This is a genomic window from Shewanella mangrovisoli (assembly GCF_019457635.1).
In the GTDB taxonomy this organism is placed as follows: Bacteria; Pseudomonadota; Gammaproteobacteria; order Enterobacterales; family Shewanellaceae; genus Shewanella; species Shewanella mangrovisoli.
Genome location: NZ_CP080412.1, coordinates 1,290,991 through 1,305,589, shown reverse-complemented (window position 1 = coordinate 1,305,589; position 14,599 = coordinate 1,290,991). Strand labels below are relative to the sequence as shown.

12 protein-coding genes are annotated in these 14,599 nt (G+C 49.2%); 3 read left to right on the top strand and 9 right to left on the bottom strand.

Annotation, left to right across the window (positions count from 1 at the left end; genetic code table 11):
- The first annotated feature begins 63 nt into the window (after window positions 1-63).
- A complete protein-coding gene (locus K0H60_RS05765; protein ID WP_220057551.1) occupies window positions 64-537 on the top strand; it encodes a LabA-like NYN domain-containing protein in 474 nt (157 codons plus the stop codon).
- 56 nt (window positions 538-593) lie between these two features.
- Here the strand turns inward: K0H60_RS05765 and K0H60_RS05760 are convergent, their stop codons facing one another.
- The 7 genes from K0H60_RS05760 to K0H60_RS05730 all read right to left on the bottom strand — a co-directional run bounded on the left by K0H60_RS05760 (window position 594) and on the right by K0H60_RS05730 (window position 11,036).
- Window positions 594-1,082 carry a group I truncated hemoglobin gene (locus K0H60_RS05760; RefSeq protein ID WP_220057550.1) on the bottom strand — a complete coding sequence of 163 codons (489 nt, stop codon included), beginning with the start codon at window positions 1,080-1,082 and terminating at the stop codon, window positions 594-596.
- Window positions 1,079-1,957 carry a DUF3034 family protein gene (locus K0H60_RS05755; protein WP_220057549.1) on the bottom strand — a complete coding sequence of 293 codons (879 nt, stop codon included), beginning with the start codon at window positions 1,955-1,957 and terminating at the stop codon, window positions 1,079-1,081. The genes K0H60_RS05760 and K0H60_RS05755 overlap by 4 nt, the downstream gene beginning before the upstream one ends.
- Window positions 1,958-2,030: 73 nt before the next feature.
- On the bottom strand, window positions 2,031-4,328 hold the full coding sequence (locus K0H60_RS05750; protein WP_220057548.1) for a bifunctional diguanylate cyclase/phosphodiesterase: 2,298 nt from the start codon (window positions 4,326-4,328) through the stop codon (window positions 2,031-2,033).
- A complete protein-coding gene (locus K0H60_RS05745; protein WP_220057547.1) occupies window positions 4,318-4,965 on the bottom strand; it encodes a methylamine utilization protein in 648 nt (215 codons plus the stop codon). The genes K0H60_RS05750 and K0H60_RS05745 overlap by 11 nt, the downstream gene beginning before the upstream one ends.
- A gap of 269 nt (window positions 4,966-5,234) precedes the next feature.
- Window positions 5,235-6,512 carry an HD-GYP domain-containing protein gene (locus tag K0H60_RS05740; RefSeq protein ID WP_220057546.1) on the bottom strand — a complete coding sequence of 426 codons (1,278 nt, stop codon included), beginning with the start codon at window positions 6,510-6,512 and terminating at the stop codon, window positions 5,235-5,237.
- Window positions 6,513-6,634: 122 nt separating this feature from the next.
- Complete coding sequence (locus tag K0H60_RS05735) at window positions 6,635-9,784, bottom strand: efflux RND transporter permease subunit (protein WP_220057545.1); 3,150 nt, start codon at window positions 9,782-9,784, stop codon at window positions 6,635-6,637.
- Window positions 9,785-9,797: 13 nt separating this feature from the next.
- Window positions 9,798-11,036: an efflux RND transporter periplasmic adaptor subunit gene (locus K0H60_RS05730; RefSeq protein ID WP_220057544.1), complete on the bottom strand. Its 1,239-nt coding sequence runs from the start codon at window positions 11,034-11,036 to the stop codon at window positions 9,798-9,800.
- A gap of 361 nt (window positions 11,037-11,397) precedes the next feature.
- Here K0H60_RS05730 and K0H60_RS05725 point away from each other — a divergent pair, with 361 nt between their 5' ends.
- The gene (locus K0H60_RS05725) at window positions 11,398-12,018 is read left to right on the top strand and encodes a TetR/AcrR family transcriptional regulator (RefSeq protein WP_088210845.1); all 621 of its coding nucleotides are present in this window, start codon (window positions 11,398-11,400) and stop codon (window positions 12,016-12,018) included.
- A gap of 104 nt (window positions 12,019-12,122) precedes the next feature.
- On the opposite strand, the gene K0H60_RS05720 is transcribed toward K0H60_RS05725, so the two are convergent.
- Entirely contained in the window at window positions 12,123-12,551 is a 429-nt protein-coding gene (locus tag K0H60_RS05720; RefSeq protein ID WP_220057543.1) for an OsmC family protein, read from the bottom strand.
- A gap of 202 nt (window positions 12,552-12,753) precedes the next feature.
- On the opposite strand from K0H60_RS05720, the gene K0H60_RS05715 reads away from it, so the two are divergent.
- Entirely contained in the window at window positions 12,754-13,575 is an 822-nt protein-coding gene (locus tag K0H60_RS05715; protein ID WP_220058116.1) for a substrate-binding periplasmic protein, read from the top strand.
- 15 nt (window positions 13,576-13,590) lie between these two features.
- Here K0H60_RS05715 and K0H60_RS05710 read toward each other — a convergent pair whose 3' ends face one another.
- A complete protein-coding gene (locus tag K0H60_RS05710) occupies window positions 13,591-14,484 on the bottom strand; it encodes a LysR family transcriptional regulator (protein WP_220057542.1) in 894 nt (297 codons plus the stop codon).
- Window positions 14,485-14,599 lie beyond the last annotated feature (115 nt).

The following is a 14,599-nucleotide window of genomic DNA, read 5'->3' as shown; positions in this document are numbered from 1 at the left end:
CATTAGCCGCCTTGCTGTGCTATAGTGCGAACAGTCTTCCAGCTGATAGCCATAACTTATCCTTTGAAAAAAATCGCCCTCTTTGTCGACGTGCAAAACATCTACTACACCTGCCGTGAGGCCTATCAGCGCCAGTTTAACTATCGCAAACTCTGGCAACAGTTAAGCGCGCAGGGTGAGATTGTCAGCGCCATTGCCTACGCCATTCATCGCGGGGACGATGGCCAGTTAAAGTTTCAAGATGCGCTCAGACATATAGGTTTTGAGCTAAAACTTAAGCCCTTTATTCAGCGCAGTGATGGTTCGGCAAAGGGTGATTGGGATGTGGGCATCACCATAGATGTGCTGGAAATGGCGCCCGAGGTGGATACTGTGATCTTGCTGTCTGGCGATGGGGACTTTGCCCTCTTGCTCGATAAGATAAGGCAAAAATACGCCGTCGAGGCAGAGATCTATGGCGTGCCCTCCCTCACCGCAAAATCTCTGATGGAGGCGGCTAGCTGCTTTAATCCGATAGAAGAGTCATTGTTACGTTAATGCCAGTATATCCCCAGCATTAACAGCATCACCCACACGAACGAGTTAGCAAGCCGTTACTGATACGTCACCTCGGAATACATGGGCGCAAGGCGCTTCAGCAGCGCATTGCGGGTCGATGTTGAAATATGCTGTTCCTTCATCGATTCAATCAAATGCCCGACTAAAACATCAAAATCGGCCTGAGTGATATTCAAACCTTTATGGCTGTCTGCCATGTTTTCGCCTTGATAGGCGCAGCCACCATCCGTGACAGCACACAAATGTTCGATAAGACGCTCGCGAAAGATAGCAATATCCGTTTCATCGAAGTGGTGCACAATGCGGGGATCCCGCGCGATACGCGCAAGCAAGCCATCAACGATATCCGAAACGCCCGAATCACCACCGAGGGCCTGATACAGGGTTGTAGGACTGGCGTTCGCACTAGATACTGGGGTGTTAGGATCAGATTGGGCGCAGCCAGCAAGTAAAGCTGTCGAGATTGAAAGTACTGTGATTAAGCGTACCGTGGCGAAAGGGAGAAACTTGCGTAAACAGCTCATAGAGTGCCCTCCAGCGACAGATACCAGCCCTGCTGATGATCAAAACCCGCAATGCTGCCTAAATCGGCATAGGCCGTGACCACTGACAGATGCCTATTGATAAACCAAGCTAAAAATATGTCCTGCCAATAATCCTCTCGAGCAAATCCCAGTTCGTTCGGTTTTTGACGATATTCAATACCCAGTGCCAGATTATCGGTGAGCAGTAACGCCGCCGAGGCTTCCAACATAAAGTGGTAATCGTTACTGGCCTCAGTACCAAACCCTAATAAGCCAGTTTGATTGGCTTTGGTCACGCGCACTGTGGCATTGAGTAACAAATTACGACCCGCTACCGTATCAAAAAACACTTTACTGGCAGCGACATATATATCTAACCCCCAATCATCCCGCGCGCCAACCGCCTGAGGAAGGCTAAAGTCATCCACTTTTTTATACTGTGCGCCCAAGGTGATTTGTGGCATGGCGGTATATAACAACTCGCCGGCAAGCTTGTATTTGAACCCCACAATATCCTGACCAAGCTCGCCGCCCAGAGTATCCAAATCAAAGGTTTGCCTTGCCAAACTGAGCTCAAACCGATTGTCATAACTTAACGAGGCGCCCATCACTTTTAGCGTAAAATCATCGACATAAACACCCGTGGCCATGGCCGTTGCCGACCACTCATCACTGCTGCCATAACCGTTGATCACGGCCCAAGGCACTATGCCACCGCCGGCACTGCCCTCGATCATTGACGCGCCGCCAGTGGCGATCACGCGGCTACCCTCAGCCATAACTGGCGCAATGCCCCCTAACCAAAGCGGACAAAACAGACAAAGCAGCGCCCTAGCATAGCGCCGAGTCGATAAGCTCAACTTCATTGTGTTCATGGACATACTCACTCAATACGCGATTGGTTGCATTAGAGGGCGATGATGACGCCTGACGCCATTCGGCGTTTTCTTATTTGCTGCTACTGTTAAATGCTTCAAACCACTGGTCAAACTCAGCCGCTTTTAACGGCTTGGAATACACATAGCCCTGGATCAGATCGCAGTTGAGATGACGAAGAATATCAACACCTTCTCGCTCTTCAACACCTTCAGCCACAACGCTAAAGCCGAGGCCATGGATCAATTGAATGCTGGTATTGACTATCATGGCATCCTGACTGTTCAAGTGCATATTCTGGATAAAGCTACGATCAATCTTCACTTCATCAACGGGTAATAGTTTCAAATACGCCAGTGATGAATGTCCGGTGCCAAAATCATCAATCGCAACCGAGACGCCCATATCTCGGAATCGTTGCAAGACCCCCACAACGGTTTGCGCATCTTTCATTACGGCGCCTTCGGTGACCTCGATGCAGAGTGCTCCGGGTTGCAGATGATTGTCCTTTAACAGGTTGGCAATTTGATTTGGTAAACGTGTATCCAGTAAATCGTGGGCAGACAGGTTAATCGCCAACTTCAGCGCTAGGCCCTGCTGCTGCCATGTCACCAACTGCTTGATGGCCTGCTTCAATACCCATTGGCTGACAATATCAATGTTGCCTGAGTTTTCAGCGAGTTGAATAAATTCATCCGGCGGGATAAAACCCAGAGTAGGATGTTGCCAGCGGATAAGCGCCTCGGCGCCAGTACATTGATTGAGCGGCAAATTAACCTTGGGCTGAAACACCAAATAGAGCTGGTCCTGCGCCAAACCGATAGGCAAATCACGGATAAGTGTGAGTTCTCGCTGGTACTTTTCATCGTCGCCCTCACGATAACTAACGATTCGCAGTTCCTGAAGGCAGGCTTGGTTGAGGGCAATTTCGGCGCGGCGCAGCAACACATCAATGTCGGCACCATTGCCATCAATTTCGAGCAGCCCTGCTCGCACCGTCAGCGAAATATTGGAACCTTGGATAGGAAAGGGAGCTTCTAGCATATCCAAGGATTTCAGTAATTGATCGCCCCCAATCCCTTGGCGATACAAGAGCAAAAACGAATCGCCATCCAATCGCGCCAGCATATCCGCTGTGGGCGCCAGCTGTTCCAAACGGCGGGCAAACAGCAGCAATAAGCTATCGGCGTTAGCAAAACCGATAATGTCGTTGATATGGCGAAAATGCTTGATATCCAGCAATACGATAGTGCCGGAGAGATCTTGGTTAAGATCGGTTAAATGCTGTTTTGCCGCGAAACGATTCAGCAAGCCTGTCAAACTGTCGTGGCGCGACTGATATAGTAAATCCTTTTCGCGCGCCTCAATATCCTCCCGCATCAAAGACAAACTGTTGGCCAATACCCGCAATTCCGCAGGCGCCCCCTGAATGCTCTCAGGCTGCAGCCCCTGACCAATTTTACGGGCATATTGCACCAATCGATGAACGGGCTCGGTCAAACTGCCCGACAACCAAATGGCAATGGCAATCGCCAATGCCAGCGTCAACGCAAAGATCAGCAGCATGTTATTGCGTAAATGCAGATAACTTTGCTGCCACTTGAGGTTTGACTGGTGCAGCAGCGCCAACTGGCGACCATTATGCTCATACAGCTTGATTGCCATGGATAAGTAGTCCGCAGGAATATACTCGCTGGGCATAGTTAACAGGCTGGGGAATCGGTTTTTCTGCGCAAGCACACTCTGTTGTTCGGCGCTGGATAAGGTGGAGGCGATTTCAGTCCGGCCATTGGTCTGATTAACAAAGCTAACATCAATCCCTGTGATGGCTTTGGCTTGGCTAGCCACTTTTTCATCTAACAAAAAGCCCATACCAACCCAGGCTATCAGAGTTGGCGCCTTGACTGGTTGAAGGACAAACTGATAACTCGCATGGTCAAAATCGAGAATCGCCAAGGCATTGGTATTGCTGGTGGCCAGTTCAAATAGGGATTGAATATCATCCTGTGTAAGCCCTGGCAGGCTTGAGGTTAACAGTTCCCCCTTGGGTGACAATAATATGGCTGCATCTGCACCGATACGGGCACCATGATTGGATAATACCGACTCTATCGTTTCTTGCTCTCTTGTCGCAATCGCGCGCTTAAAACCAAAATCGGCGCTGAGCACAGATAAGCTTTGACTGAGTTGAGCACCGCGATTTGACAACACTTCGAGAAACACATTCGCGCCGATTTCAAGGCTCTTTTGTTGCTGTAAAAAGTTATCTCTCTGTGTCGCCGTCAACACTGAAAATGCCGTGGCTAACTGCACTAGGGTCAGCACAGTAAAGAAAACTAAAATCAGTCGAGCACGGAAACTATTTAGCATCGAAGGACCCAAACCCCGATGGCGGAGCCGAAGGTTTTGCCTGACGCTCGACATCCAATGCCAGCGTGAGTGTTTGAGTCTCTACAGCCAAATTGATGTCCTTAGGCTCAGACATGGCCTTTTGCCATGGATGCCAAAGTTTGACTTTATAATGACCGGCCGTAAGTGCCTTGAATTGGATCTCTCCTTTTTCGTTCGCCACCGCCACAATGGGGCTATCTGCAACATAAATAAAGGCTTGCATATAATCGTGAATATTGCAGCCAAGCGCCACTAGGCCAGGTTTATCAAACAGAATAGGCGCTTCGGCTTTACCCACATAGAGTTTCAACTCGAACGGCTTGGCCTCGGAAAAGGAATACACATGGTGGCGGGTACGATCCAGATTAGGAAAATCTACTTTTGATCCTCTAGGAACTGCCAGCACAAAGGGGATAAAGGTACGGTTTTTTTGTGACATTTCATAATGATCAGTAATGGTCGTTTTATCGGGCATCACATCAGGGATAAGTTCCACAACCGCATCGGCCAGCGCCACTTGTTGCGAGTCTACCACCTGAATCTGGAGGTCTGCGGCCATACTCTGGGGCACCACCATACAGACTAACATGGTAAATACAGCGCGATTTAATATCATTGGTTACCCCAAACGAAAGGTGACGGCAAGAGTGCAGCAAGACATAGGCATATCTAGTCATACGATATCAGTATAGGATTTGGATCTGCGTGGTGTTGAAAATCATTCATTTACCGAAAATCCGCCCCAATCTAGCAGAATTAAAACAGGAGTAAGGTTTATCGCCCAACGGCCTTTGTGCTAACGGGCAGCAGAAAGATGAAAACACCACACTAAAATACTGCTGCAGCACCGACAGTGACTAATCTAGAGTCACCATTTGCTCAGCTTTATAACTTGATGTCCTCATACTCTTGTGTCGAGAGTTGGTAAAAATTATCGGCATCGGCTAGCAACACATCATAAACATTCGAGTCCAACTTACCTTGTTGAACCATAGGCAACATAATCTCCAGCACCTCACTTAAGGACATTGAACCTCGATAAGGCCGCTTTTGGGTTAAGGCTTGAAACACATCGACGAGTGCAAGGATCCGCGAAGGTAAATCTAATTGTTCTGGTCCTTTTCTAAAGGGGTAACCCGACCCATCGAGACGCTCATGGTGGTTTGACGCCCACTCACCAATCACAGACTTTGGAAAAAAGCTCTTTAAGGTGTGGTCGGTATCGACGGTGTGGCGCTTCATAATCGAGTATTCCTCCCTAGTCAGCTTGCCTTCCTTATGGAGTAATAAATCGGGGGTTTTGAGCTTACCAACATCGTGTAATAGCCCGGCCACATACAATAACTCGGCATCGGTATCCGATATGCCACAATCCTTAGCGACCAGTTTTGCCAGCAGTGCGACCTTGTCCGAATGATGAAAAGTAAAGGGACTTTTGGCATCGACAATCCGCGCCAGAAATCTTGATATCTGCTTAACGCCTTCGAGATCCAGCTGTTTGTCGTATAGTTGATTCGCTTCAAACTCGAGGGCCATTTGCTCAATATGGGCAGCCTCCATGTTGTACCAAAAACCGTCTTTGCTGACTAATTGGCACATGGCCGCCACCATATTAGGCTCAAACAGCACGCCACTGTGGGCTAGCAAATTATCCGCAACTAACCCCTCATGGAGGGTGATTAGCTCTTGATGACAACCATGGGTATAGCGTGCCCGCAGAAAATCGGTCCGATCGGCCAGAAACACCAATGCAGCAAGGTCACGATCAAACTCTGAGATTGCCGTGGTTTGCAACTCTAGCCAAGGGGTATGGTGATAAAGCACTGTGAGGGCAAAGACATCTAAGATAGGACACTTCATTAATGCCTCATACCCACGGCGGCTGTGGGAAGTGGCATCTTCTGGCTGCATTAATTTGAGTAGGCGCAGATGTTCCTCTGAGGAAGACACGCCGCAGTCATGGATAAGCCCAGCAAAATAGGCAAACTGCTTCTTTTCATCTGACCAGCCCAGCACATTAGCGCATTCGTAGGCCATATAGGCCACTCTATGTCCATGGTGTAAATCATCCACACCAACAAAATCCAATGCCGTCGCCACGGCTAACAGCGCATGCCGAACATCAATTTTGATGCTGATTTCCTGGGGCTGAAAAGCGTTCATCGCATTTTCCTAATTTAATACACTGATCTAACTATAGTTACTCCGTCGATATTTAGCCGCGAAAATAAAAAAAGACCTGCATTTGCAGGTCTTTTAAGAGATAACTGATTGAACAAAATGAACTATTGCGCCGTTAATGCTTCCACTTTGCGACGACCGCGTTTAGCGAGGGCATAGTAAAATAGCGGCGTTAGGATTAAGCCAAACAGTGTCACCCCTATCATACCGGCAAATACCGCGACGCCCATGGCTTGACGCATTTCAGCGCCCGCTCCCGTTGAGAATACCATGGGCACCACCCCCATGATAAAGGCGATAGAGGTCATCAAGATGGGGCGTAAACGTAAGCGCGCCGCCTCGAGAATCGACTCCATGACTTCCATACCATGGTCTTGTTTTTCCTTGGCAAATTCGACAATCAGAATCGCGTTCTTCGTCGCTAAGCCCACGAGGACGATAAGACCAATCTGGGTGAAAATATTATTATCACCGCCATAAATAAGCACACCACTGAGCGCCGAGAGTAAGGTCATTGGAATGATTAAGATAATCGCCAATGGCAAACTCAAACTCTCGTACTGCGCCGCCAGCACCATAAACACCAGCAGGATCACCAGAGGGAACACTAACAAGCCTGTGTTACCGGCGAGGATCTGCTGATAGGTCAGCTCGGTCCACTCGTAGGTCATGCCTATTGGCAAAGTCTCGGCGAGGATTTTCTCAATCGCTGCCTGAGCTTGGCCCGAACTCACACCGGGTGCTGGGCCACCGTTAATCTCAGCCGTGGTGAAACCGTTATAGTGCATCACGCGATCGGGCCCCGCGCTCTGGCTCACATTGATAAAGGAGCCAAGCGGGATCATATCGCCATTCACATTAGGCACTTTTAACTGACTGATCTGCTGCGGGCTTTGACGGAATGCTTCGTCGGCCTGCATATTCACCTGATAGGTTCGACCGAAACGATTGAAGTCGTTGACATAGGTCGAGCCCATATAGGTTTGTAATGTCTGGAAAATTTGATCGAGCGACACTGCCTGCTGTTTCGCTTTAGTTCGATCGATATCCAGTTCAAGTTGTGGCACGTTCACTTGATAGCTGGAGAAAATCCCCGCTAATTGTGGATCGGCCCACGCCTTGTACATTACTTGTTGGGTCACCTGATACAAGGCCTCATAACCAAGGTTGGCTCTGTCTTGAATTTGCAGACGGAACCCTCCAATAGTGCCGAGGCCTTGCACAGGTGGCGGCGGGAAGATGGCAATAAACGCATCCTGAATACCAGCAAACTGCTGATTTAATTGGCCGGCAATCGCATTCGCCGACAGTTCAGGACTCTTACGTAACTCAAAATCATCTAAGGCAACAAACACCACGCCCGAGTTAGGACTATTGGTAAAACCGTTGATACTCAGACCGGGGAAGGCAATAGAGTGCGCCACACCGGGATGATTCAAGGCGATGTCGGACATTTTCTTGATCACCGCATCGGTACGCTCGAGTGAGGCTGCATCCGGTAATTGGGCAAATGCCACTAAATACTGCTTATCCTGACCAGGCACATAACCCGTTGGGGTATTCACAAATTGCACGCCCGTGAGCGCAACCATGCCCAGATACACTAGTCCGATAATGCCGCCAAAACGGATCACCTTACGTACTAAATAGCCATAACCTTCTGAGGCATGGTTGAATAAGCGGTTAAAGGGTGTAAATAACCAGCCACCAAACAGCTTATCCATTAACCGAGTGAGCGCATCCTTAGGCGCATCATGGCCCTTGAGTAACAACGCCGATAACGCCGGGCTCAAGGTGAGCGAGTTAATGGCCGAAATAAAGGTCGAAATCGTGATAGTCAGTGCAAACTGTTTATAAAACTGCCCCGTTAATCCGCTCATAAAGGCGGTAGGAATAAACACCGCGGCCAACACTAAGGTGGTTGCCACAATCGGCCCAGTCACTTCCTTCATGGCTTTTTGTGTTGCGGCAATAGGGCTTAAACCCGAAGCGATATTTCGCTCCACGTTTTCTACCACCACGATGGCATCGTCGACCACAATCCCGATGGCCAGAACCAGACCAAACAGCGACAGCGCATTAAGCGAGAAGCCCATCAAGTGCATAAAGGCGAAGGTACCCACCAAAGACACAGGCACGGCCACCAGCGGAATAATCGAGGCTCGCCAAGTTTGGAGGAACAGCACCACCACGAGTACCACTAAGAGCACGGCTTCGAGCAGGGTCTTCACTACCGCATGGATAGAACCACGCACAAACACGGTCGGATCGTACACAATCTCGTATTGCAGTCCTTCGGGGAAAGACTTCGCCAGTCTTGCCATTTCGGCGCGCACATCGTCGGAGATTTGAATCGCATTCGAGCCCGATGCTTGGAACACAGGAATCGCGACCGCATCCTTGTTATCCAGCAATGACCGCAGCGCATAGCTAGTTGCACCGAGTTCGACACGAGCGACATCCTTAAGACGGATCACCTCACCGTTTTGGCCGACCTTGATAATAATGTCTTCGAATTCTGACAGCTCAGTCAGACGACCCTTAACGTTAATCAAGAGTTGGAAGTCGGCATTACCACTAGGCTGCGCCCCTAAACTGCCCGCTGCCGCTTGTTGGTTTTGCTCACGTACGGCGGCAATAATTTCAGCTGGCGACATGCCAAGCGCCGAGACCTTATTCGGGTCAAGCCAGATCCGCAGACTATATTCGCCCGCACCGAATAAACGCACCGCGCCCACGCCTTTGATGCGTGCTAACTCATCTTTTACGTTGAGCGCCGCGTAGTTAGACAAATACAGCATGTCATAACGGTTATCCGGCGACAGTAAATGCACCACCATGGTTAAGTCTGGCGATGACTTTTCGGTCACAATCCCTAGGCGTTGAACCTCCTGCGGCAAACGAGGCATAGCACGGTCAACCCGGCTCTGCACTTGAGTTTGCGCCCTGTCCACATCGGTGCCAATGGCAAAGGTGATGGTCAAGGTCATGCGTCCATCGGATGTCGCCTGCGATGACATATACAGCATGTCTTCGACGCCGTTGATTTCCTGCTCTAAGGGCGAGGCAACCGTTTCGGCAATGACTTTAGGGTTCGCGCCAGGGTAGTTGGTGGTCACCACGACTGTCGGTGGCACCACTTCAGGGTATTCGGTAATAGGTAATTGCCAGACGGCAATCGCCCCTGTGATAAAAAATAGCAGCGAGAGTACGGCTGCAAATATCGGTCTTTTAATAAAAAACTGCGACAACATTCTGTTGGATTCCTTAACCGCGGCTCGCTACTTCAACGTCTGGGGTGGTGATATTTTCTTGATTTTTATCAAGCAGTAATTGAGCTTGACGAAGCGCATCTAGCTGCTCGCTATCGGCCATATCGACTATATGTGGCTCAATTTGCATCTTAGGACGAACCCTTTGCATACCATTGACGACGATTTTGTCGTTTGCCGCTAAACCTTGCTTAACAATGCGTAAACCTTGAACTTTTTCACCTAGGGTGACGCCGCGATACTCCACAGTGCCATCGTTTGCCACCACTAAGACGAACTTATTGTTCAGATCCGTGCCCACGGCTTTATCGTCGATTAAGATGCCGTCGTAGGCGCCGCTACCAGCGGTGCGTAATCTGGCGAATAGACCTGGGAGCAAACTGTTGTCTTCATTGCTAAACGTGGCGCGTACTCGAATAGTGCCCGTCTGTCTGTCCATCGAGTTATCGACAAAGTCCACTAGACCTATGTGTTGATATTCGCGTTCGTTAGCCAGCGCCATATACACGGGATTGTCGCCTGCACGAGGGTCTTTACGCTTTTTCTCGGCGGTTAACTTGACGTATTTCAGATAGGTTTGCTCATCCACATCGAAGTAGGCATACATGCTGGCGGTCGACACTAAGCTGGTTAGCACACTCTGCCCCGCAGACACATAGTTACCCGCGGTAACATTGGCGTAGGAGGCACGGCCATCAATCGGCGCACGCACTTGGGTGTAATCTAAGTCCAGCTCGGCGCGCAGCAGCGCCGCTTTCACAGAAGCCACGGCCGCCGTGGTTTGGCGTTTGTTAGACTCGCGGGTATCGAGTAATTCTGCCGATACCGCCTTTTGGGCAAAGAGTTTGCGGGCACGTTCTAAGTCGTTAGTGGCCAGTTGCTCAGCAGAGAGCGCGCTAGCAAGATCTGCTCTTAACCGGGCCACTTCCGCTTCGAACACACTCGCATCGATATGGAATAGCACATCGCCTTTTTTCACTAAGGCGCCTTCTTTAAAGTTTACCGATGCGATATAGCCAGACACCCGTGGCACTAAGGTCACACTTTCTGGCGCCTGCAAACGGCCGGTAAATTCATCCCACTCGGTAACGCGCTCATGCAATACCTGCGCAACATCGACCTTAGGTGCACCCGGTGCTTGCCCCTGCTGGGCCTCGGGTTCACCACAGGCCGAAAGGACAAAAGCCGCCACGGCAGTCAACATCAATATCCGTAAAGGTTGGTTACTTTTCATCTTACAATCCTCATGTGGCAGGCATTTATCTCGTTTAAGACAGGCATCAGTGATGATCACTCGGTCAAAACCAATAAATACCGACTGGTAAAAAATATTATGTACTGAGCGGTAATATATAGTGTAAAATGACCCTGTCAACAGATTTTTGTACCGATGAGTATTTAATTTTTTGTGACAGCTTGATAAACATGTAGTTAAGCCTTTGAGGTTATTAGCCACGGCGAACGTGCTATGTGGGCTTGAATGGACGATATATTTTGGTGAGTTACTCACCTAACCCGCAGACAGCAGGCAAGAGTGGCTGGACATGAACTAAACCCATGTCTATCCTAGGGGCAATTGAGAATTGAGGAGCCTAATGATGTCAACCGTCACCCAGACGCCCTGCGTAGGTCGCCCACGAGCCTTCGACGCCGACGATGCATTGGCCAAAGCCTTGGAAGTCTTCTGGCAAAAAGGTTTTGAAGGTACATCGTTAACCGATCTAACTCAGGCAATGGGCATCAACAAACCCAGCCTTTATGCCGCCTTTGGTAACAAAGAGCAGCTGTTTCTGAAAGCGATCGAGTTATACGAGCAGCGCCCCTGTGCGTTTTTCTATCCTTCGCTTGAAAAAGAAACCGCCTATCAAGTGGTTGAGGCCATGCTCTATGGTGCTGCATCCTCCTTAGTGGATGAGAGTCACCCCCAAGGTTGCTTGATAGTACAAGGCGCCCTCGCCTGTAGCGAAGCCGGACAAGCGATTAAAGATACCCTGATTACCCGCCGTCGTGATGGTGAACAGGCTTTATGCGAACGTCTACAAAGGGCAAAGGATGAAGGCGATCTTCCCGCTGATGCCGATCCGCTGCTGCTGTCTCGATACATAGGCACAGTGCTGCAAGGCATGGCAGTACAAGCCACTAATGGCATTTGTCCGGGAGAGCTTCGCAAAGTCGCCGAGCTAGTGCTGGCCAACTTCCCGAAAAATAACGCCTGATAGGCAATTAGCATATGACCATTAACATAAACCCCAGCAAACACTGGGGTTTATGCTTTTAAGCCGCCCTAAAATTCAGATGAGAATCGAGATGAATATTACGATTAATGCTGAACTTGGTGGGTGACTAAACTTGGACGCAGCAGATTGTCGTGGACGGGGCAACGGTTACACACTGTATCTAAAAACTCGTTCTTTTCTGCGTCTGTTAAGTCAGCGTCTATGCTGGCGTTGATGGCTATTTCCTTAAAGCCTACAGGGTCGTCCGAGGGCTGACCTAATAATCCCGCCGAATTCATCACGGCCCTCACATGCACATCAAACTGGCGAATCGTGATATTACGTTCACGCGCAACCATCTTGGCAATCGCCGAAATACAGCCACCAAGCGAAAATAAGAACGTTTCTAAAGGGTTAGCTCCCTCATTACTGGCACTGGGTTGGTCGATGACCAGCAAATGCTCTCGCACCTGCGCCGTAACCTTCCAACCGCTTCCCATATGTGTGGTGACTTCTACTACTTTTTCAGCCATGACGAACTCCATTAGTTTTTTTTCAATCAGATTATTCTAATAATTAAAAAACCGAAAGTCACAACCTAAGATCACAGTTTTATGGCACAAAGAGTTTCGTCATAGACAACACAAGCCGTATCACAAATCGCAAAATGATTAGGTTCGTAATTCGCTCTTGTGGTATAAATTTCCATTAGGAATAGGATGATACGGAAATATGATGCGTGTTTGCAGCCCAACAAGGAATGAATTTCAGCGAGTCGTGAAGCTCCCGCTGACGTTATTATTCGCCACATTTCTGCAAATCGCCTCTGTCGGTAATAACCTATCGTTCGCCCAAGAAAGCCAAAACCTGCCAGTACAGTCCTCATCCCAAAGCATTACTTTAGCCGCAGAAGACAGCTGGCCGCCCTTTGCTAATCAGTTTGGCCAAGGGATTTCCCATCGCCTGATCGCGGCAGCATTCAAGCAATCTCAAGTGGAAGTCAACAGCCTAGTCGTGCCCTATAGCCGCGCCTTGATGATGGCCGAGAAAGGCGCCGTTGATGGGGTCTTTAACGTCACCCGCGAGGCGAGTACCGAGCAACGTTTTGTGTTTGGCAACACCCCGCTGTTTGTGGCGAAAGCGTCTTTTTATCAACGTAAACAACGCCCGCTCATCGCCGCTAATAAATGGGAACTGCCGAAAGGTACTGTGATAGGCGTGATAAAAAGCTATGAATACGGCGATGAGTTTCCCGAGCTAGTGAAAAAGCGCCAGTTAAATGTTGTCACCGTCGCCAACCAACAGCAACTGATTAATTTACTGATGATTGGCCGAATCGATGCGGCGGTGATGTTCGACTTAGTCGCTCAAGAAAACCTGCAAAAGATGGGCGTCAGTGATGATGTTATCTCCGCCTTTAATAACCACAGCAGCGAGATTTATCTGGCTTTTTCGAAGGAAAACCCCAAAGCTGCGCAACTCGCTAAAGAGCTAGATCAGGGCTTAACCCAATTAAAAGCCAATGGCCAGTACCAACAGCTCGTTAGCGCTAAGTAACCTTTCAACCTGCTATTAGCTGCCTTGGGTACGGATAATCTCTTGATTCACCCAATGCAGCAGCTGCTTAATTGCTTTCGATAGGATCTGATTCTGCCGCACGATATAACCCAAACTGGTGCTCGGAAACTGTGGCAATGGCGTGACTTTACTCTTTAAGTGCTTCTTAGTGTAAATCGAAAACTCAGGCACTATCGCCACCCCAAAACCCGCCTCGGCCCAGTCGATTTGTGCGTCCACACTGCCGACTTCCATGATCCTATACCTTGGTAGATTTAATGAGGGCAATGCGGGATCGAGCAACTCACGGGTACGGGTATCATGGCCGAGCAGGATCAACGTCGGCCGCTCCGCCAGTGGCATATCGTCACTTCCTTTACTCTGCTGCCACAACTCTAAATTATCCCCAAGGGCACACCATTTGATTTGCTGTAACTCGGTAAAATGCAGCGGCTGACTCTCCTTTTGCGCGATCACAAAGCCTAAATCCGCCTCGGCATTAGTGACCAATTCCGAAGCTTGAGACGACGTCGTATTCAGCAGGGAAAAATCAATCCCAGGAAATTCCGCTTTAAATAGCTGAAATGGCTGAATGAGCAGCAAACGCGAAATAATATCGCTGGCCGCAATAGTCAAGGTGCCTTGACTGAGATCGTTGATGGCATTGAGATCCGCCTGACACACTTGCAGTTCCATCAAGGTCTTCTGGCTGCTCTCGAGCAAACGAAACCCCGCCTGAGTTAGCCTAAACGGATTGCGCTCAATCAGCTTAACTCGAGTGTTCTGCTCCAATTGCTTGATATGCAAACTGACATTGGGCTGGGTCATATGCAGCGCAGCAGCCGCCTTACCGAAGTGCTTACACTCGGCCAAGGTCACGAAGGTCTTTAACCAATGAAGTTCAAGCATCGCATTCATCTCCATCCATCAATTCAGCTCATACTATGATATATGATTTCCTTATCACGACGATAACTATAATTAATTTCTCTTATTCATTAAGCAGGTCTAGCATAACCGCTTA